The sequence below is a fragment of the Tumidithrix helvetica PCC 7403 genome (assembly GCF_965232925.1).
In the GTDB taxonomy this organism is placed as follows: domain Bacteria; phylum Cyanobacteriota; class Cyanobacteriia; order Pseudanabaenales; family Pseudanabaenaceae; genus Tumidithrix; species Tumidithrix helvetica.
The window spans coordinates 26,749-45,440 of the sequence record NZ_CBDDRA010000020.1 but is presented as its reverse complement, the minus strand read 5'-3'; the positions used below and the strand labels follow the sequence as shown (position 1 = coordinate 45,440).

21 protein-coding genes are annotated in these 18,692 nt (G+C 43.4%); 10 read left to right on the top strand and 11 right to left on the bottom strand.

Annotated elements, in window-relative coordinates:
- Positions 1–17: 17 nt before the first annotated feature.
- Positions 18–635, bottom strand: a complete 618-nt coding sequence (locus tag ACP2WE_RS17870) for a hypothetical protein (protein WP_425216967.1) — start codon at positions 633–635, stop codon at positions 18–20.
- A 507-nt stretch (positions 636–1,142) separates the two neighbouring features.
- On the opposite strand from ACP2WE_RS17870, the gene ACP2WE_RS17865 reads away from it, so the two are divergent.
- On the top strand, positions 1,143–1,271 hold the full coding sequence (locus tag ACP2WE_RS17865) for a hypothetical protein (RefSeq protein ID WP_425216907.1): 129 nt from the start codon (positions 1,143–1,145) through the stop codon (positions 1,269–1,271).
- A 110-nt stretch (positions 1,272–1,381) separates the two neighbouring features.
- Positions 1,382–2,077 carry a peptide-methionine (S)-S-oxide reductase MsrA gene (msrA, locus tag ACP2WE_RS17860; RefSeq protein ID WP_425216906.1) on the top strand — a complete coding sequence of 232 codons (696 nt, stop codon included), beginning with the start codon at positions 1,382–1,384 and terminating at the stop codon, positions 2,075–2,077.
- 350 nt (positions 2,078–2,427) lie between these two features.
- On the opposite strand, the gene ACP2WE_RS17855 is transcribed toward msrA, so the two are convergent.
- From ACP2WE_RS17855 to ACP2WE_RS17845, 3 genes are all read right to left on the bottom strand, one after another.
- A complete protein-coding gene (locus ACP2WE_RS17855; protein WP_425216905.1) occupies positions 2,428–3,024 on the bottom strand; it encodes a peroxiredoxin in 597 nt (198 codons plus the stop codon).
- A 173-nt stretch (positions 3,025–3,197) separates the two neighbouring features.
- A complete protein-coding gene (locus ACP2WE_RS17850; RefSeq protein ID WP_425216904.1) occupies positions 3,198–3,446 on the bottom strand; it encodes a hypothetical protein in 249 nt (82 codons plus the stop codon).
- A 109-nt stretch (positions 3,447–3,555) separates the two neighbouring features.
- Positions 3,556–3,897 (bottom strand): ArsR/SmtB family transcription factor, encoded by a 342-nt coding sequence (locus ACP2WE_RS17845; RefSeq protein ID WP_425216903.1) that lies wholly within the window; start codon positions 3,895–3,897, stop codon positions 3,556–3,558.
- A 98-nt stretch (positions 3,898–3,995) separates the two neighbouring features.
- Here ACP2WE_RS17845 and trxA point away from each other — a divergent pair, with 98 nt between their 5' ends.
- From trxA to ACP2WE_RS17830, 3 genes are all read left to right on the top strand, one after another.
- A complete protein-coding gene (trxA, locus tag ACP2WE_RS17840) occupies positions 3,996–4,319 on the top strand; it encodes a thioredoxin (protein ID WP_425216902.1) in 324 nt (107 codons plus the stop codon).
- 357 nt (positions 4,320–4,676) lie between these two features.
- Positions 4,677–5,456: an HAD family hydrolase gene (locus ACP2WE_RS17835; RefSeq protein WP_425216901.1), complete on the top strand. Its 780-nt coding sequence runs from the start codon at positions 4,677–4,679 to the stop codon at positions 5,454–5,456.
- A 101-nt stretch (positions 5,457–5,557) separates the two neighbouring features.
- Complete coding sequence (locus ACP2WE_RS17830; protein WP_425216900.1) at positions 5,558–7,009, top strand: carotenoid oxygenase family protein; 1,452 nt, start codon at positions 5,558–5,560, stop codon at positions 7,007–7,009.
- 187 nt (positions 7,010–7,196) lie between these two features.
- On the opposite strand, the gene ACP2WE_RS17825 is transcribed toward ACP2WE_RS17830, so the two are convergent.
- Positions 7,197–7,436, bottom strand: coding sequence for a hypothetical protein (locus ACP2WE_RS17825; RefSeq protein WP_425216899.1), 240 nt, complete (start codon positions 7,434–7,436; stop codon positions 7,197–7,199).
- A gap of 163 nt (positions 7,437–7,599) precedes the next feature.
- On the opposite strand from ACP2WE_RS17825, the gene ACP2WE_RS17820 reads away from it, so the two are divergent.
- Entirely contained in the window at positions 7,600–8,214 is a 615-nt protein-coding gene (locus ACP2WE_RS17820) for a DedA family protein (protein WP_425216898.1), read from the top strand.
- Positions 8,215–8,274: 60 nt separating this feature from the next.
- On the opposite strand, the gene ACP2WE_RS17815 is transcribed toward ACP2WE_RS17820, so the two are convergent.
- Both ACP2WE_RS17815 and ACP2WE_RS17810 read right to left on the bottom strand, forming a co-directional pair.
- Complete coding sequence (locus ACP2WE_RS17815; RefSeq protein WP_425216897.1) at positions 8,275–8,613, bottom strand: STAS domain-containing protein; 339 nt, start codon at positions 8,611–8,613, stop codon at positions 8,275–8,277.
- 554 nt (positions 8,614–9,167) lie between these two features.
- Positions 9,168–11,372 (bottom strand): sigma 54-interacting transcriptional regulator, encoded by a 2,205-nt coding sequence (locus tag ACP2WE_RS17810; protein WP_425216896.1) that lies wholly within the window; start codon positions 11,370–11,372, stop codon positions 9,168–9,170.
- A gap of 539 nt (positions 11,373–11,911) precedes the next feature.
- Here ACP2WE_RS17810 and ACP2WE_RS17805 point away from each other — a divergent pair.
- Entirely contained in the window at positions 11,912–12,307 is a 396-nt protein-coding gene (locus ACP2WE_RS17805; protein WP_425216895.1) for a hypothetical protein, read from the top strand.
- A gap of 40 nt (positions 12,308–12,347) precedes the next feature.
- On the opposite strand, the gene ACP2WE_RS17800 is transcribed toward ACP2WE_RS17805, so the two are convergent.
- A complete protein-coding gene (locus ACP2WE_RS17800) occupies positions 12,348–12,545 on the bottom strand; it encodes a hypothetical protein (protein ID WP_425216894.1) in 198 nt (65 codons plus the stop codon).
- Positions 12,532–12,714, bottom strand: coding sequence for a hypothetical protein (locus ACP2WE_RS17795; protein WP_425216893.1), 183 nt, complete (start codon positions 12,712–12,714; stop codon positions 12,532–12,534). Before ACP2WE_RS17795 ends, ACP2WE_RS17800 begins: the two co-directional genes overlap by 14 nt.
- A gap of 263 nt (positions 12,715–12,977) precedes the next feature.
- On the opposite strand from ACP2WE_RS17795, the gene lpdA reads away from it, so the two are divergent.
- Positions 12,978–14,381, top strand: coding sequence for a dihydrolipoyl dehydrogenase (gene lpdA / locus ACP2WE_RS17790; protein ID WP_425216892.1), 1,404 nt, complete (start codon positions 12,978–12,980; stop codon positions 14,379–14,381).
- A 95-nt stretch (positions 14,382–14,476) separates the two neighbouring features.
- On the opposite strand, the gene ACP2WE_RS17785 is transcribed toward lpdA, so the two are convergent.
- Entirely contained in the window at positions 14,477–16,141 is a 1,665-nt protein-coding gene (locus ACP2WE_RS17785) for a DUF6930 domain-containing protein (protein ID WP_425216891.1), read from the bottom strand.
- 327 nt (positions 16,142–16,468) lie between these two features.
- On the opposite strand from ACP2WE_RS17785, the gene ACP2WE_RS17780 reads away from it, so the two are divergent.
- Together ACP2WE_RS17780 and plsY are read left to right on the top strand one after the other, a co-directional pair.
- Positions 16,469–16,681, top strand: a complete 213-nt coding sequence (locus ACP2WE_RS17780) for a ssl0294 family protein (RefSeq protein WP_425216890.1) — start codon at positions 16,469–16,471, stop codon at positions 16,679–16,681.
- A gap of 51 nt (positions 16,682–16,732) precedes the next feature.
- Positions 16,733–17,416, top strand: a complete 684-nt coding sequence (gene plsY, locus ACP2WE_RS17775) for a glycerol-3-phosphate 1-O-acyltransferase PlsY (protein WP_425216889.1) — start codon at positions 16,733–16,735, stop codon at positions 17,414–17,416.
- A 237-nt stretch (positions 17,417–17,653) separates the two neighbouring features.
- On the opposite strand, the gene ACP2WE_RS17770 is transcribed toward plsY, so the two are convergent.
- Positions 17,654–18,646: an NF038130 family PEP-CTERM protein gene (locus ACP2WE_RS17770; RefSeq protein WP_425216888.1), complete on the bottom strand. Its 993-nt coding sequence runs from the start codon at positions 18,644–18,646 to the stop codon at positions 17,654–17,656.
- Positions 18,647–18,692: the final 46 nt, after the last annotated feature.

The window sequence follows — 18,692 nt, the reverse complement described above, 5'->3', positions numbered from 1 at the left end:
TTCTTTAGTGCGATCGCTTAAGTTTTTTGGATATTAACCACTAATACTCTTACTTTGGAAGTAGTGGTGGCAATATCTGAATCTACAGGATCGTTTTGATTTTGTTTTAAGTCAAGCTTTAATCCTAGAAATGATAAGGACTGACAAACAAGTTCGCGGATAATCTCCGAATTTTCACTTAATTCAGAGGTAAACACGATCGCATCCATGCCTCCTAAACTCATAAGCATGGAACCGAGGCATGACCGCAAACGATGAAGGTAAATATCCAACGCCTGTTTTGCTCTAGAATTATCTGTATCAATTGCTGAGCCTACTGATTGCAACTCTATCGATGCACCAGAAGTGCTAACTAGACTCGGTTTTTTATCTACTTCTCCATCTGAGGAATTGTCTCTGTCCTCTCGCATCATCTCATTTAAAACATTGGGGTCAATTGAGCCAGAACTATAATCAATCATCAAACCTTCTAGAGGAGTGAATCCCGTAGCGGTATCAATAATTTGACCATTATGAATAGCGGCAAGAGAACAGCCACCGTCTAAATTACAGGTAATCAGTCGCAGTTCTTTAAGGTTTTGTTCTAAGATTTCAGCAGCCCGTTCGGCACAATATTGGTGGATACTCTCATTCAGTCCATAATGCGGTTTCTCAACTTCTACAGAAGAACTGGATATTGAAGAAATCGTAGCAAGATTAGAGGTATGAGAAGCCTTGTTAAGCCCTTTGGTCGTAGGATCGACCGTGTCTACGAGTGACTTGGGAACAATCTCTCGCCAATCCAGATCGAGCCTCTCGCAAATCTCAAAAAATGTAAACCGCTCAATTGGCTTCCCTGTAAAAAAACGGTAAATCGGTTGCCGTGTTTTGAGTCCTACTTCAATCGCAAGATATTCTTGAGTCCAGCCTTTTCTATTAAACCGTTCCTTGGCTTCTTTGATTCCTGATGCTGATGCTTTTAGAGATCGCTTAGAGATAGCAAAACACTCCTGATAGATAATTTAGTAGCACATAGCAATGGTAACCAAAGGTAAAGTATCCTAACATAAATATTTGTAATAAAATCAAACGCTTAATAAAATCACACATTTCCTCTGATTAAATGTGTGATTTCAAGGGAAAATGATTGATTTCAAAATCAAATGTATGATTTTGAAATCAAAGTAAATCTAGCTCTGCAAACCTTTAGCGCGATCGCCCAATCAGAGATTGATGATTGGGATTCAAGTTCTCTGACGCGCTCGAATTTAAGCAGCTTTTGTCATGGTTAGCTTCTTGCTCAAATTCATGCTTAACGGAAAAAGTAAGGTTTAAGAATCCATCCGATCGCGATCGCAATTCGTACTATGGATTAGATGATTTGAATCAAGGAACGATGAATATGTTAAAGCGAAATTTCTATTTCTTCTGCGGCGTTGTTGCAGCCATCTCTTTTGCTTCTTTTTCCCTCAGCTCTCTTTCTAAGGGAAATGCGATCGATACATCAGCTAAAGCAAATCTAGCGAACAGTTCCACTACACTCTCTACGCCCGATGAAAAAGGAAAGGTTACGGTAGTATTTGCGGGGGGGTGTTTTTGGGGAGTGGAAGCCGTATTCGAGCATCTCAAAGGCGTTACGAATGTCGTTTCTGGCTACTCGGGTGGAACTGCCGATACCGCACATTATGAGACTGTTAGCTCTGGACAGACAGGACATGCTGAGTCTGTGAAAATCACCTACGATCCATCCCAAATTTCCTACGAACAACTTCTCAAGGTCTACTTTTTTGTAGCACACGACCCCACGCAGTTAAATCGACAAGGACCCGATCGCGGCACGCAATATCGTTCTGCCATATTTTTTGCGAATGCCGAGCAAAAACAAATCGCAGAAGCCTATATCGATCGCCTCAACAAGGAAAAGACTTTCTCGAAACCGATTGTGACTCAGGTAGTGCCTTTGCAGAGTTTTTATGCTGCCGAAGACTATCATCAAGACTTCATTGTGCATAACCCCAACTATCCCTATGTGGTTGCTCACGATCTGCCTAAACTAGAACAGTTGCAAAAGCAGTTCCCTGAAATATACAAAAAATAGAACCTATTCGCAAAATTATTAAGGATTGCAGTATGCTTGCAGCCATTGTTCCATTTCAGAGGATATCTCTGCTCTGAATTTTAGGAGATTTGTCGATGCAAACATGCCTTGTAAGAGCTTTGCCAAGGGGTTTAATACTTGTTGGATTCGCGGATTTTTCCTTGAATACCGATCGAGGGTTAACCAGAAGGGAAACAGTCCCCCAAAAAAAGAAGGGGGATTAATTTCCTTTTTTCTAAAAGCGAAGCGATTTCCCAAAGAGTAGAAGAGTATCCGATCGAGCAAGGGGATTAAAGTTCAAACAGTTCGGTTTGCTTTGTGCTAAAACCCTTAACCCAAACTCACGCGATTTAACCGAGTGCGGCAAAGTACTCTTTGGAACCCTTAGGATCTGGCTTCATGGTTGCCTTTCCTTCTTCCCAACCTGCGGGGCAAACTTCATCGGGATGAGATTGCGTGTACTGAATTGCCTTTAAAGTACGTAAGGTTTCGTCAACGCTGCGACCAAAGGAGAGGTTGTTAATTGTGGCGTGCTGAACGATACCTTCTTTGTCAATAATGAAAAGACCGCGTAGTGCGATGCCTGCTTCTGGAACGAGCACGTTATAGGATGAGGCAATTGATTTTGTTAAGTCGGCTACGAGAGGGTAATTAAGATCGCCCAATCCGCCCAAAGAGCGATCGGTTTGAATCCATGCTAGGTGTGAAAATTCGCTATCGACTGAAACACCAAGTACCTCTGTATTTAGCTTTTCAAAGTCGCTGTAGCGATCGCTAAAGGCAATAATTTCCGTGGGGCATACAAATGTAAAATCTAGAGGGTAGAAAAAGAGAACGACATACTTACCCTTGTAATCAGATAGCTTGATTTTTTTGAATTCTAGATCGACAACAGCTGTAGACTCAAAGTCAGGCGCGGCCTGTCCTACACGCAAAGATTCAGTCATGGTTCCAGTCCTTAAAAAATTACAAAATTAGATGCTTACGCAGGTTAACACTATTTAACAATAACACAAGCTCACTCGTAATCATAACGACTTTGCTTAATGCCATAATCCTTCGCAGGGTATATTCTCCAGCTTAAAAGTCACATAAAATTATCAGGGCTTCGGCTCAAAAATTAGTCGTCAGGGAACTGCCAGCACAGAATATATTCGACTTTAGCGCTACCACAACGACATGCTGCCTTACTAGAGGCGACCCACTCATAACCACAGCTATGACAGTGAGAAAAAACATTATGTTGATTGGCAATTTCAATTTTATTGTGCCACTCATCTAGCTCTGTTTGAGAAATATATTCTGAGTTTCCCGATCCTAGATTTTGCGCTTCAGGGTTTTGAGAAAATGAGGAGGATGATTCTGCCATAGACCAAACAAAATGAGGGATTTTCTCGAATGCTTTTTGGGTTTAAGTGAAGCTGAAACCTAGTGCTACGATAAATTTATCGTTAAAACTTTTGTCTGACTTAAGGTAATCAAGGCTTCTCATGTGTACTTTCTGGACAAACAGGTGACTGATTTGCCGACCTTAATATCGTATCAAGCAGATCGGGAAAAAGCTCATCTAATTCCGATCGCCGTAAAGAGTTGATATGTTGCGTTCCTTCTTTGCGGTAATAAAGCACGCCTGACTCGCGCAGGACGCGAAAGTGATGAGACATGGTTGACTTAGCGATTTGGCAATCTAAAGCAGCACAAGGTTGCTCTCCTTTTTCGGCGAGTCGTTTGACAATTTCTAGCCGTATCGGATCGCCTAGGGCATAGAGAACCCCTGCCAAGGAAATATCTTTTCTGTCTGGATGATATACCAATCTCATACTTGACATTATTGCATAAAATCTTCTATAGTTTAATAGTTCGATAAAATCGAATAATTAAGCAGTTAAAACAATATCCTTAAATCAGGAGACTAACAATGTCATCCGTCATACAGGTTACAGATTCTACATTCAAACAAGAAGTTTTGGATAACGAACTTCCAGTATTGGTAGATTTTTGGGCGCAATGGTGTGGGCCTTGCAAGATGGTTGCTCCCATTGTTGACGAACTTGCTACTCAATATGAAGGTCAGGTGAAAGTGGTCAAACTTGATACAGATCAAAACTCAGCGATCGCTAAGGAATATGGTATTCGCAGTATTCCTACCTTGATGATTTTTAAGCAAGGTCAGAAGGTAGATACGGTTGTGGGTGCTGTACCCAAAATGACGCTGATCAATGCGCTAGATAAACATCTTTAATCGTTTTCTACTATGTTCCATTTAAATCACACAACCCATTTGAGATCGTTTAGGATTGGGTGGGTTGTAGTTCATCCATCTTGATTTTTTTTCGATGCCAAATCCAATCGATCCCAATTTCGATGGACTTTACAACAGATTGGGATTTAGGTTCCACGCTACGCGCGGTCTTTCAAAAAAGCTGCGTCGCAGCTTTTTTGAAAATGGCATGACTTTGCAACAGATCGGGATTACCTTCTCTCGTCCGAATTATTCCTAAGTACAGGACAAAAGCTTGAGAGCCTATGTTGTTATTTCTATGAAACCCCTTTCCTCGTTATTTTTCAACTTTCTGTCTCGTACTGAGGAAATTGACCCATGCTTTTAGCTTTGGACTTTGATGGAGTGTTATGCGATGGCATGTTGGAATACTGGCAAGTCGCTTGGCGGACTTACTGTAAAGTCTGGTTGAATTCTGAAACAACAGCGCCTTCAGAGATTGCGCCAATATTTTATCAATTGCGTCCTGTCGTGGAAACGGGCTGGGAAATGCCCGTACTAGTCAAAGCCATTTTGGAAGGATTTTCTCCATCGGAAATCTTAACGAATTGGCAAGCGATCGCTGAGAAAAGCGTTGCTGACTCCCCAACAACTCCTGCCCAACTGAGTGCGAACTTAGATGCTATTCGCGATCGCTGGATCGAACAAGATCTTGATAGTTGGCTGGCTTTACATCGCTTCTATGCGGGAGTTGTCCCACGCTTGCAACAGTGGGTGAATAAATCAGCCCTATGTTTTATCATCACGACCAAAGAGGCTCGGTTTACAGCCCAGTTACTTGCCGATGCAGGGATAGATTTTCCGCGCGATCGCATTTTTGGCAAGGAAGTAAAATGCCCCAAGTATCAAACCCTTGAGGAGTTAGCCGAAAAGTATCAAGTCGATTTCAGCCAAATCCATTTCGTCGAAGATCGCTTAAAAACGCTAATCTCTGTAAAAAATCGACCAAATCTAGCGCCAGTGAATTTGTATTTGGCAGATTGGGGATACAACACAGCAAGCGATCGCGATCGAGCCCAAAACGATCCTCGCATTCATCTTTTATCTCTAGATCGATTTGCCAACTCTGTCTCAAGTTGGAGTCAGGAGGTTCGATAATCGCTCATCATTGTGATTTTTTGCAGACACTTGACATATGCACTTTGTTGAATATACTAAATGTATAAGCAATTAGTTGCATATCAAATTTGGGAGAAATCATGTCAACACTCATTCCTGAAACCACGAGAACCAAGACCGAACCAACTTGGGGAAAAGCGATCGCGCAGCCAGCCAAAGAATTTCCACTCACCCCCTTGAGCCTTCTCTCAGGTGAGATTCCCCACGAGCTGAGAGGTTCTCTCTATCGCAATGGTCCCGCTCGATTAGAACGCAACGGGCAAAGGGTTGGGCATTGGTTTGATGGCGACGGTGCAATTTTGGGCGTCCATTTTAGCGATCGCGGCGCGACTGGTGTTTATCGCTACGTCCAAACCGCAGGCTATCAAGCTGAGTCAAAAGCAAACAGGTTCCTGTTTAGCGGTTATGGTATGACTCCCCTTGGTGCAATTTGGGAACGATTTGGTAAAGGGGCAAAGAATGTCGCAAACACTTCAGTAATTGCCGTAGCTGACAAACTGCTAGCTTTATGGGAAGGCGGACAACCCCACGCCCTCGATTTTGAAACACTGACCACGATTGGGTTGGATAATTTAAACAGCCTCGCGAATCAGTTTCCCTATTCGGCTCACCCCAAGCGCGACCCAGTAACAGGCGAGATTTTTAATTTTGGTGTGACCTTTGGTAAGAATGCGGCTTTGCGTTTATATAAAAGCGATCGCGCGGGTCAGATTCAACTTCAAAATTCAATTCCGCTTGAAGGGCTTCCGATCTTGCATGATTTTGTCATGGCAGGTAAATATCTGATTTTCTTTATTCCTCCCGTGCGCTTAAATCCATTCCCCGTATTGCTAAATCTCAAGAGTTATAGTGACTCACTAGCTTGGCAACCCCAAAAGGGAACGCAAGTGCTTGTGGTCGATCGCGATACGTTAAACTTGGTCAGCCGTAACGAAGTGGAACCTTGGTATCAGTGGCACTTTGGCAATGGTTATGTGAATATGGATGGAGATGCTGTTATAGATTTGGTTAAATACAAAGACTTTCGAACCAATCAGTTTTTAAAAGAAATCGCTACAGGTGAAGCGCAAACTGCAGCAAAAGGAACGCTTTGTCAAATTCGTCTCGATCCTAAATCGGGAAAGCTCTTGCAAATGCAAGAAGTTCTAGATCGAGGTTGCGAATTTCCAGTGGTTAACCCTCATCAAGTTGGGCGAGCCAGTCGTTATTCCTATTGCTCGATCCATCGTCGAGATGCCGATCTCAGCCGAGAGTTATTTGGTGCGATCGCTTCGTTTGACTATCAGACTGGAATACTCCAAGAAGCAGATTTTGGCGCAAATTGCTATCCGATGGAACCGATTTTTGCTCCTAACCCCTCAAATCCTGAAACAGGGTGGATCTTGACGGTTGTGTTTGATGGGAAACGGGATTGTAGTGAAGTATGGGTATTCGATCGCGATCGCCTCAACGAACAGCCTGTTTGTCGTTTGGCTTTACCAAGCGTCGTACCCATGGGCTTTCATGGCACATGGCGATCGACTGGACTTTAGTAGCGATCTGAAGTTGTTTAGCTTTGCTCAACTTTAAGAACCTATTTGAGAAGTCAGAACTCTACCCCCTAGTCTACCAAATTTGGAGGTTAGGGGGCAAACATGATTAACTTTGGGTGAAAATTCACTAAAAAAACTGTATCTATATATATCTCAAACAATTTCTAAGATACAAGACGCGGGATCTCTACGATTTATTTTTCTGGTTCTCTTTAGGAAAATCTTCTCTCGAACGACGATCCATATGCTGCATATCAAGGTAGAACATCTTCTCAACTCTTTTTTTAGAAGCGATGACTCTAGATTTTTCCTTACCATGCTCTAGGCTGGGCAATAATAACAATATCTTCATCATCGCAAAACAAAGTTTAGGAATACCGATCGCCAAAACAAGAAATAAAATCAGACTACCAATGTCTTCAAGCATGGAGGTATGGGGATGAAGCACTTTTCAAAATTGGCGATCTGAATCTTTCACGAATGTCTTAAGATGGGAATGCTGAAAACCCCCAAAATTTATTGTATGTCAAGCGTAAGTCGCTGAACATCTTCGTATCTCTTTATCTATACAGTTCAAACTGGAAGTCTTTATGCAGGAATGGATCGTCAATACAATGAATAGCCTAGGGTATCTAGGCATTGGGTTACTGATGTTTTTAGAGAACCTATTTCCACCCATTCCCTCTGAGCTAATCATGCCCCTTGCAGGTTTTACGGCATCACAAGGCAAGATGGACGTTTTTTTAGCGATCGCGGCAGGAACGCTCGGTACAATTTTAGGGGCAATTCCTTGGTACTATGCAGGACTAATCTTAGGCGAACAGCGCCTATATTTTTTAGCAAATCGCCATGGCAAATGGTTTGGTATTTCTGGGGATGATATTTCAAAAGCCACGCGCTGGTTCGATCGCCATGGCATTAAAGCCGTCTTGTTTTGTCGCCTCGTGCCCGGCGTGCGTACCCTGATCTCAATTCCTGCGGGTATTAGCAAAATGCCCCTCTTACCCTTTCTTTTTTATTCCACAATTGGTACGATCGCTTGGGTTAGTTTACTCGCCTATGCAGGCTATGTCTTGGGTGCGAACTACAAACTGGTTGATACCTACATCGATCCAATTTCTAAAATTGTGTTAGCTGCGATCGCGATCGCTTTGCTTGTGTTTATTCTGAGGCGCACTGTCTTTAAAAACAAAGTTCGAAAGTAATGACAATAAAGCTAAAAGCCCTACTTGAAATGTAGGAGTATGGGTGGAAATACCGCAACTTTAGGCACAGAGTACTTCATCTGTCTTAGTTGCTTTTAATGCTTCATGCCGATTGGAAAAAATTTCAAAATACTGAGACATTGAAGTTATGTCTAGCAAAAACTTTACTTCTTCGTTTAAAGAACAAATAAACAGCCTAAAACCGCTTTCTCTTGCTAGTCTTCTTGCCGTACATAACGTGCCTAAGCCACAGCTATCAATAAAGTAGACATTTTGCATGTCTATAACCAATACATCTGGCTGTTTGTGGGAGAGCTTGATAACCCTAGTTCTAAGCCAAGAGCTATGCCTGCTATCAAAGTTGCTATAAGGAGTAAAAGATTGAATATTGAGATCCATAACTATATTTAGAGAAGTTTGTTCCAGCAACTTTGGAATTACTAAATTTATACCTATATCTACCCCAAAATTGGTGTATCCGATGATGCTCTTTGGATAATATATAAGAGCTAATTGAAAGCGAGAGAGACTACAGGATTTTATGCGTTCCTGTTTAGAAAAAATCTAGCTTAAGGCTAAAAGGCATTGAAATAGTCGATATTAAATTAGTGTTTGATTCGAGTAAAAATCGACTAAAAAAATAAGAATTAGAAAAAAAATGAGAAAGATAAGGCTATGTAGAAATAAATTTAAACTTGATCCTAATCATGATTTACATTAACATAACTTAATTATGGTCTCAAGATCTTACTTCTAAAGGATGAGATTTAGTTGTGCATTAGATCCCTTGATAGAGTAATTATTAATTTTTTATTAATAACAAAAAATAGCTGATTTGCTAAGGGGTGTACTAAGTACTAAATACATCTATAGCGATCCTAAATGATCCATGAGAGATTCTTTCTTCTGCATAAAATCGTAGGGGCAATTCATGAATTGCCCCTACACACAAATCAAATAGGATTGCTATAATTAGCGATGATAATTGCCCATAACCCGATCGCTAATACGACCGTACTCAAATGTTGGGGCAGGAGCGATCTCCAGGGTTGCCGCGCAATCTTTTGCGTCAGAGCCCATGTCAAAATCACTGAAAAAATTAATGTCGTTCCTTGTAAAAACTCAGTGACAGCAGGATGCGCGATAAAAATTGGTAAGTTTGAACCATCCATTCCGAATGTCGCCCAAGTAACGGGTAAAATTCGACCTGCCTCTTGTAGAAACAGACGTAAATAATGCGCTAGATTCCCACCCAAAACTAAAGGCAAATATCCATAGGCGAGTTGGATAAAGGGTTTGGGTTTGCAGGTAGTAAGACCATAGGGCAATTTACGATCTTCGCAATTCTTTTGCCAGACAAGTGTTATGGAATGCAGCGATCGCATCATGCCATAGGCAGCCAAGGGGATTGCCGCAGAAACCGACAAAATCAATAGAGATAGTCCTAAGTGAGGAAGAAATTCTGCTTGAGAAATCTGCCAACCTAATGCTATTTGAATCTCTGGTAATCGATGCAGAAACGCACCTCCCAGCAATAACAATAGAAGTGCGACCTCATAGGTGCGCGGTATGTGGGTTGTCCATAGTTCAATACCAGGAGGGCGTAGATTGAACTCCACAGACCTGTGAGGACAAGCTTTGAGACAGGTCATACAAAACACGCAGTCACGGTTATCTTGAAGTTGAGCAGGATGGGAATACAGCGGACATCCATTCGTCTCTAGCCCTTCACCTTTTTGAGGACCGCCTTTATAGCATTGATAGGTCGTACATTCTGCCGAACAAGTTCCTTGCTGAGCCCGTAACTCTGTCATGGATAGCTTTGCAAAAAGTCCATTCATGCCACCAATAGGACAGAGATAGCGACACCAGTACCTGCGTTCAAAAATTAACGAACAAATAATCGCCCCCGCCGTAATCAAAAGCAGTAAATAGGCAGAAAGATAGGCAGTATTTTGTAAATCCCAAAGTTCTTCCCATAAATAGATCAGAACGAAGAGACCGAATAAAAACCAGCCTCCCCAACGTTCGGCAGCATCGCGATTCCAATGCTTAAGTTGGCGTGGGAAGAGCCACAGAGATAGTTTTTGCACGACCTCGCCGTAAATCATAAACGGACAGATTGCGCACCACAGTCGCCCCACAAAGGGAAAGCCGATTAAGATCAAAGGCCACCACCATGCCCAAAACAAGTTAAGTGCCGCATTGCGATCGCGAGTTTGCGGTGCTAGAAATAGCATTGCTACTACAACTGCAAAAAACGTGAGGGTAAAGCCGTAGTTAATGCGCTCGGGGAACCAGTCGCTGCGTAAAAAACGGCGCAGGTCTGGGTAGGCATTGAGAAGATTAAAGCGAAATTTTTTCCCCTTGGGTTGGGTTGACCAAAATACAGATTCGGTGAGAGAAGGAGCTCCCAGGGATTGGACGATCGCCCGTTCCACCAATAACTGTAGTTCTTTCAAATTTCCTGGAAAGTCATAGCTTTGCAAACTGCGTAAAGCTTCCGCTGCGATCTTGGGTTTGGGAATGCCGCGATCGCGACAAAATAAGCTGATGTAATATTCCACATGGGGCTTGATATCCGCTTTTCGCACTCGTAAAGCAGGCACTTTGATCGAATGTTTGACACAGGATTCACAAGCGGGTTGATATTTCTCACTCACCATAACGATGCGGGTTTCACAGGTTAGAGCCGCATCGGTTTCAGTACTTCCAACAGGCTTAAAGGTTCGCTTTGATAGAAGTTGTACGATCTGGGGAAGCACTTCTACAGGGAGTTCCTGTACGTTATTTAAAACCAGCGTTCCCTTTCCCAACCATGTCAAGAGTCCTGGATTGCCGCCAGCTCGACCAAATAAATCGGCTCCACTTGCCTGCACGAGACTGCAATTGACTTTAGCGATCGGTTCTCGTCGATGGGCAGAATTAAAGTGAATCAACGCCGCAATATTATCTTTATCTAGTCCTGGCTCCCCAAGGATCAACGCGGGTTCTCGATCTTCACTTGCTTTTTTGATCTCTTGACGCAGCCGCGTAGCATAGCGACTCTTTCCAATAATTCCCCGCTCTGCTTTTGGCATCAGATAGGGCTGTAAAACCTGCAATCGCTCTTGTATCGATGCTAAAGAAGTTTCGGTTTCGGAATAATTGGCAGACATAAATATACGCCTAATTTTTGACTTAAACAGAAAGATAGCTAGATTTCCGATCGAGCACTTACAGAGACGGGCTATGACTCTTGATTTGCAGGAGTATAGCAATCCTAAGTAAGTTGTAATTCATTTGTAGCGCAGGCATCTTGCCTGCATGGTTTGGAAGCCTCTACGACGTTTACAAACAATTAAGGATCGCTACAAATTAGGATTGTGCTATTGCAAACCAGAATATACGCTCTTCAAACATGAAACCAGATGCCCTAAGCATTTGAGTTAAATCTTGACATTTCGATCGGATTTTCACCTGTGCTGTTTTTCTTAGCAGCGTACCAGCCAGTAGGGTTCCATTGTTTGTTACGGATTGATGTCAGTTCTTACGTCAATGTTAGCTTTGTACTCTAAATCCTCTACGCAAATCGATCGTAAACTAAACTAAAATCATAGAGCGACCTTCTTGTTGTAAAGTTTAGGTTGTGAATTAGTAAATTTTACGTGTTTCCATTTCTATAGCTCGTTCATGTAAGCGATCGCCATTGTTTAGCATGGTAAGTTTTTTACTAATTACAATATTTGTGAACTTGATGCTCGTCCTGATCGCGATCGTTGTTACAGGACTAGTGGTCAGTAAGGTTTTTAATCCTAGTCGCGGAAGCCGATGGGGCGTGCTTGCTGCTGTACTGGCAACGTTGCTCCTTACAGGAGCATTGGGTTCGCTATCTTACATTTTTTGCGTTGGGAAAGAATGTGCAAATAATGCCATTCGGATGCCAATGTATGGTGCGCTATTGGCGGGTATTCCTGGCGCACTCTGGGGGCAGGAGGTTTGGGCTGATGAAAATCCGACTCCAAGACGATCTCAGGTAATTGCAGGAAGCATCTTAGCAGCTTTATCAATCCTTTTGTTTTTCTATATCGTTGTCCAAAACTACGATAGCTAGTCAAAAAAAGCGAAGAAGACCAAGCCGATATCTCGATTTCTTATTCTTCTTCGCTATCTTCATCGGGTCTGAGACTTGCACCTGAATGACCTGTGGTAATCCATAAAACAGAACGACCACAGTCGCGCACGGTTCGCAACCAGGATTCGGGCGGGTTGGTCGTAGGAACTGTAATGGGTGTGACGGCGATACCTCTGCTACCAAAGACAAAGGCAGCGATCGCTTTAGCACGGGGCATGTGAAAGTCGCCTGCCACCCCCTAAAACTAAAATGGCTTGGGGTTGAGGGGCTTGTGCATAGGCGATCGCAAGTTTAATCGGAATGATGCTAGAGAGGAGTAGGAGGATTGCGATCGCGATCGCGACAATGATTAGAATTCTCCTGTGTTTCGTCTTTGTGGGTTTCATCAATGCGTAAAAACTTAGAACAAAAACTTAGAGCAAAAACTTAGAGCAAAAACTTACTATGCCAATTGTGCCAATCTTTATAATCCTCTGCCTACTTTGAATCTAAACGTAGGGCTATGCAAATATATTAAGATTTATATAGATAGCCTATAGCCCGTTCGCGAGGCTGCATTCCTCGCTCAGGCGATCGCGTGGGCAAATCATGTCAAAATAGAAGTCCAAAATAAAATCACTCAAGCACATTTGCACAGGAGAATTTAACGGTGGCGGAACAGTTTGACTACGACTTGGTAATTATTGGTGCAGGTGTAGGTGGTCATGGGGCTGCCCTTCATGCCGTTGCCTGTGGGCTAAAAACCGCCATTGTTGAATCTGCTGACATGGGTGGTACTTGTGTAAATCGCGGTTGTATTCCTTCTAAGGCATTGTTGGCTGCGTCAGGACGCGTGCGGGAGCTACGGGCTAAAGATCATCTCAAAGCCTTGGGCATTAGTGTCGGTGAGGTCAATTTTGACCGAGAGGCAATTTCTACCCATGCGGGCAATCTCGTCAGTAAGCTACGTGGCGATCTCACCAACAGCCTCAAAAAATTGGGAGTCGATATCATTCATGGCAGGGGAAAGTTAGCAGGGAAACAGGCTTTAGATGTGGATGGTCGCAAAATCACAGCACGAGATGTAATTTTGTCTACGGGTTCCATTCCCTTTGTACCACCAGGGATTCAACTAGATGGCAAAACCGTTTTTACCAGTGATGAAGGCGTGAGGTTAGATTGGTTGCCTCAGTGGGTTGCCATTATTGGCAGTGGTTATATTGGTTTAGAATTTTCCGATATTTACACCGCCTTGGGCTGTGAAGTTACCATGATTGAGGCATTGGATCATCTAATGCCGGGCTTCGATCCTGATATTGCTAAGCTTGCCGAACGGGTGCTACTCAAGCCACGCGATATCGAAACGAGAACGGGTGTATTTGCTACCAAAATTACCGCAGGCTCACCCGTCACAATTGAGCTAACCGATGCCAAGACCAAACAAATTGTCGATATTCTAGAAGTCGATGCCTGTCTGGTTGCCACTGGACGAATTCCCCTCACCAAAGATATTGGTTTAGAGACTGTGGGCTTGGCTGCCAACCAACGCGGCTTTATCGAAGTGGATGACACTATGGCAACGACTGTACCCCATGTGTGGGCGATCGGGGATGCCACAGGCAAAATGATGCTAGCTCATGCTGCCTCAGCACAGGGTGTAGTTGCTGTTGAGAATATTTGCGGCAGACCTAGTACGATCGATTACCTCAGTATTCCTGCGGCTGCCTTTACCCACCCAGAAATTAGCTTTGTAGGACTGACTGAGCCTCAAGCACAGGCTAAAGCTGAAGCCGAGGGCTTTAAGATCGCCACAACCCGCTCTTACTTTAAGGGCAACTCCAAAGCGATCGCCGAAGGAGAAACCGACGGACTAGCCAAGATTATCTATCGTCAAGACAGTGGCGAGCTTTTGGGCGTGCATATTATGGGAATTCATGCTTCCGATTTGATTCATGAAGCTTCCGCCGCGATCGCGCAACGTGCCTCTATCCATAACCTCGTGCGTAACGTTCATGCCCATCCCACCCTTAGCGAAGTCTTAGATGAAGCCTACAAGCGTGCAACGCACACTTAAGTCTCTCTTCTAAATAGCGTGAATCTCAAGAACCCCACCCATCCTCCCCTTGCCAAGGGGAGGTGTTGAAAGTTGAGAAATACAAGGTTTTGAGGTCAAAATTCAAAGTCGAACATCGGTTCCGATCGCAGTACGCCTAAACCAAGATCCTTGGCTGGAATCAACTGCACTTCATAATATCCAAGAATATGACGTGGTTCGGGATTTCCACGCGATGCCCCTGTAACGCCCATTGCGATAATCACACCACACTTCCCTTTTGCAGTTTTACAGCGCTGATTCCAATTTTTTCGGACTTGTTCTAGTTCGCGAACGTTCTTTTGGAACTCGCCAAACAGATGTAAATCGCCATTACCCATGACGATCAAGCCAAGATCGCAGGATTCGCCAAAAAAGGACTCGGCAGGGTTAAAACAGATTCCCTTAATACCGCCAAAGGCTTCAATTTGCTTAATCAGATCTATGGCTTTAGGTCGAGAGGTTTGAATCAATAGCCCCGAAAAACTATCTCCTTTTTGAGGAAAGGATGTGTCTGCTAAATAGCGATAGGGAGCAGTTTGCCGCAATTCAATAACAGTAGACCAAGGAATTTCAGAAAGTTGAAATACAGCCTTGTCAGGCCATAAATCCTCATGAATTAATGGCTCGTCCTCCTCATCCTCATCGAGATCGGGTGTAAAGCTATGTAACTCTTCGGCAAGATCGGGGAGCGATTTAACAAGAACTTTAACTGTTTCAGATTTACCTTCTTGATTGGGAGCAGTTGATATGTTGTAGGTACCCTTTAGGGCAATAAACTTGCCAGCCTTTAGCTTGCTGCTATATTGGACTAAAAATTGGTTTAACGCATCTGTTGCTACTGTAAGTGCGATCGCTTCTTCTTCATACAAAAATGGTCTGCCGCCTTCAAGGGGATGTAAAGTACCAAAGATAGGATGAACTTTATCATGGGTTGTGGGCCAACCATGCGATCGAATCATGCGCATTTCACCCTCAGAGAGAGACTCAGATGACTCAAATAGATTAAAGAGGCAGTCTTGGTGCAAAAAAGTTTCTTCTAAATCATCTTCTTCCTCTTCTTGGGCAAGTCGTTGTCGAAATCTAACTAGAGATTCTTTAGAGCGATAAAATATTACGCCCTGCTCTAAACCTAGTCGTCCCATGACGATCGCATATAGCGAATCAAGATCCCAGCGATTTAACTCAATTTCAATGACTTCATGATCCCAGAGATAATTCCAAGGGGCATTTTTCCAAAGCAGATCGGATTGACTGTAAAGAGCGGTCGCTTGTGCTGTTGGGACTGTAGGGGGGCTGGTATTGGCGTGCTGGATGATATTTGCAAAGATTTCATCCACAAGGGGCAATTTTTCAATATACTCAACCGTGATGTTTAATTCCTGCAAAACACCGCGCAAGTAAAACTGAAGTTGGCGATCGCAAACAAGAATTTTTTGGGGTAGTCCTGGTTGGGCAGGGCTCTGGGGACGTTCAATAGCTTGGAGTAACGCTCGTACAAAGGCTTCTTGACCGACGCTTCCATCAACAATGTCCATGGCTCTTACCATACCCATAGAGCCATCTACCCAAAGGATGCACTGGGGGTGATCTTCTTCAATATGATTCCCAATATGAATTAGGTTTGAGTCAGCTTGATATTCTCGAAACTTTGGCAACGAACGACGATCCCCCTCCCAAACTGCCGTAGTTTGTTTGAGTTGCTTGAGGCGACGTAAAGTGGAACCGTTAAGTGTAGTCATTAACTTAAGACAAAAAACATTGTGAGGTGATATAGGGGCAAGGCAAAAGAAATGCTTACTCCATCATGCAACAAACTGAATATAGCAATCCTATTTGATTTGTATGTAGGGGCAATTCATAAATTGCCTCTACGATTCTAGGCGGAGAAAAAATTGCTTATGAATCATGCCTGATTGCTATAGATCCCTTAGATCCCTTGAAAAGATTGTACAATTGCCTTGTATATAATGCCCTAATCAGGGTCTATTTAGTAAACACTAAACCTGTAACCTCTGATTAGGAAATTCAACAAAAAACTTAACTAAAAATTTAGTGGGCAACGAACGATGGATGAGCTAAAACCGATATTCCAAGAACTTGTGAGCCAGCCCGCAGCATTTCTAGGTGGGTTGTTTTCTGGCTTTCTCAGACTTGATGTAAATGAAGATCCGCTAAAATCTTGGCTAAAAAATCAGGGTGTTTCGACGCAAGGGGGCTCAGCAACCAACAGCTATCAAAATGGCAAGAGTAGTGGACCTCAGTCAATTTCCATTGATTAATCGTTTGAGTAAATTTTAGCGATCGCACCAAACTAATCGCAACAATATCTTATGTGGGTTGAGTACTGTTTACTGATCGTTGCTTATCTTTTGGGATCGATTCCAACGGGTTATATTGCAGGGCGGCTTGCAGGAATTGACATTCGTCAGCATGGTTCTGGTTCTACTGGAGCTACAAATGTCTGGCGAACTGTGGGTAAGCCTGCTGGGATTACAGTATTTACCGTCGATTTCCTCAAGGGTTTGGCTGCGGTTTGGCTGATGCAATCTGCTAGTCAGTTCCAAGTTTGGCTGCGACCCTCATTTTCACTTAACTACTCAGTTCCAGTTGATTGGGTGCAATGGTTGGTGGTCAGTGCCGCGTTACTCGCTCTGTTAGGGCATAGCCGCTCAATTTGGATTGGTTTTAGTGGTGGAAAGTCGGTAGCAACTGGCTTAGGTATTTTATTTGCTATTAATTGGGTAGTTGCCTCAGGGGCTTTAGGGCTATGGTTGGCAACGATGGCAATTTGGCGCACGGTGTCGCTCAGTTCAATGATGGCGGCGATCGCTGCCCCAATTCTGATGTTTGCCGTTCGCGCCGATCTGGCTTACTTAGTTCTGACTGCGATCGGTGGGCTTTTTGTGGTTTGGCGACATCGCTCTAATATTGAAAGGTTACTGCAAGGCACAGAGCCTAGTCTTTTTCCCAGCCCGACCAGTAATCAATCTGCGAGCAGTCCTGAAGTCGAGTGATTAGTTGGGGTCATCCAACTTGTAACAGTCGGCTCTTGATATTACAGTTCTTAGAGGATGGCGATAAGTAACAAATCAAAAAGAGGGGAAGTTTTTCTTCCCCTCTTTTTGATTTGTTTTGCCAATCGGCTAAAACGATCCTTAATTGTCTGGGATCGTAGTAAGAGCTGAAAGCTCTTGCAGGCAAGATGCCTGCGCTACAAATAAATTACAACTCAGTCAGGATTGCTATAGCGATCAAGCTTGGACTGAATTGGACAAACTAAACTGTCTGTGTTTTTTTAGCTTATGTCTCATCAAGTAACCTGCTCCCAAGACCCCTGCGGCGATCGCCCCTGTGGCTGAGCCAGGAACTGGGATTGGTTTGGCTCTGAGCGTAACCTCATAGTTACCCGTATGAGACCTCGTACCATCATTAGAGATTAGCCCAGACTTAGTTGCTTGAAAGCTATATAGAAAATCTGTCCGACCTGCATAGGTGACCTTAACAACCTCGCTGGCTTGGATCGTTGGTGGCAACTTGGCAATTAATGAGTTCACGAATAATGTTGCGGCTGGTTTGGTAAATCCCTGAGAAATTAATTGCTGAATGATGTAGTTAATATTGTCTGGGGTCACAATCACATCTTTGGCATTGAAATATCCCGCCAAGCCAATTTTGACTAGCCCTGAATCTTGATTGACGTAGGAGATGTTGGGGTCGCTAAATCGTTGGAACCCACCTGTGGCAACAAAACCTTGATAGGCTAATCCGATGAATGCTGTATATGCAAGGGGAGTTAGACCTAAGGTACTTGGAGTGATACTGTTAGCCAATAATGCTTGGAGGAACCACTTTTGTCCAAATGTAAACCCACCAGGAGTAACAACTGCTTCCCAGTCAGACAGGGTTAGGCTGCTTAACTGGATAACTTGCCCACCAATTGTGCCTGACAAAGAAGTATTTTTTGTAAAATCGAATCCAGGTTGTTCGCTGCTCGCAGCCAGTTCTACATTACCAGTTGGACTGCCTGCATCTCCATCTAGAACTTTTTGCACGTTTGCAGGAGTGTTTGGCACTAGAAACGTGTTTGTAGCATTGGCATCAAAGACTAAGTAATCAGATGGGGCAGAGCCGCCAATACTCGCACCAGTGATACCAACAGCAAAGGCAGGTGCTGTACTTACGATCGCGCTGATACCAGCAAGCACTGAAACACTAGTTAAAAAAGATAGGGTAGATTTTGTCATAGTTTATTTTTACTACTCGATTTGCTGATTTCATTGCTGATTAAAC

Excerpts from the sequence above, each read along its gene's own strand:
- ACP2WE_RS17835 (WP_425216901.1), top strand. The coding sequence starts at position 4,677 with ATGCTTTTAGCTTTGGACTTTGATGGAGTGTTATGCGATGGCATGTTG.
- ACP2WE_RS17810 (WP_425216896.1), bottom strand. The coding sequence starts at position 11,372 with ATGTCTGCCAATTATTCCGAAACCGAAACTTCTTTAGCATCGATACAA.
- ACP2WE_RS17815 (WP_425216897.1), bottom strand. The coding sequence starts at position 8,613 with ATGGATCTCAATATTCAATCTTTTACTCCTTATAGCAACTTTGATAGC.
- ACP2WE_RS17850 (WP_425216904.1), bottom strand. The coding sequence starts at position 3,446 with ATGGCAGAATCATCCTCCTCATTTTCTCAAAACCCTGAAGCGCAAAAT.
- msrA (WP_425216906.1), top strand. The coding sequence starts at position 1,382 with ATGTTAAAGCGAAATTTCTATTTCTTCTGCGGCGTTGTTGCAGCCATC.
- trxA (WP_425216902.1), top strand. The coding sequence starts at position 3,996 with ATGTCATCCGTCATACAGGTTACAGATTCTACATTCAAACAAGAAGTT.
- ACP2WE_RS17825 (WP_425216899.1), bottom strand. The coding sequence starts at position 7,436 with ATGCTTGAAGACATTGGTAGTCTGATTTTATTTCTTGTTTTGGCGATC.
- ACP2WE_RS17785 (WP_425216891.1), bottom strand. The coding sequence starts at position 16,141 with ATGACTACACTTAACGGTTCCACTTTACGTCGCCTCAAGCAACTCAAA.
- ACP2WE_RS17855 (WP_425216905.1), bottom strand. The coding sequence starts at position 3,024 with ATGACTGAATCTTTGCGTGTAGGACAGGCCGCGCCTGACTTTGAGTCT.
- plsY (WP_425216889.1), top strand. The coding sequence starts at position 16,733 with ATGTGGGTTGAGTACTGTTTACTGATCGTTGCTTATCTTTTGGGATCG.
- ACP2WE_RS17770 (WP_425216888.1), bottom strand. The coding sequence starts at position 18,646 with ATGACAAAATCTACCCTATCTTTTTTAACTAGTGTTTCAGTGCTTGCT.
- ACP2WE_RS17865 (WP_425216907.1), top strand. The coding sequence starts at position 1,143 with ATGTATGATTTTGAAATCAAAGTAAATCTAGCTCTGCAAACCTTTAGC.
- ACP2WE_RS17800 (WP_425216894.1), bottom strand. The coding sequence starts at position 12,545 with ATGCCCCGTGCTAAAGCGATCGCTGCCTTTGTCTTTGGTAGCAGAGGT.
- ACP2WE_RS17780 (WP_425216890.1), top strand. The coding sequence starts at position 16,469 with ATGGATGAGCTAAAACCGATATTCCAAGAACTTGTGAGCCAGCCCGCA.
- ACP2WE_RS17805 (WP_425216895.1), top strand. The coding sequence starts at position 11,912 with ATGGTAAGTTTTTTACTAATTACAATATTTGTGAACTTGATGCTCGTC.
- ACP2WE_RS17795 (WP_425216893.1), bottom strand. The coding sequence starts at position 12,714 with ATGAAACCCACAAAGACGAAACACAGGAGAATTCTAATCATTGTCGCG.
- ACP2WE_RS17830 (WP_425216900.1), top strand. The coding sequence starts at position 5,558 with ATGTCAACACTCATTCCTGAAACCACGAGAACCAAGACCGAACCAACT.
- ACP2WE_RS17845 (WP_425216903.1), bottom strand. The coding sequence starts at position 3,897 with ATGAGATTGGTATATCATCCAGACAGAAAAGATATTTCCTTGGCAGGG.
- ACP2WE_RS17820 (WP_425216898.1), top strand. The coding sequence starts at position 7,600 with ATGCAGGAATGGATCGTCAATACAATGAATAGCCTAGGGTATCTAGGC.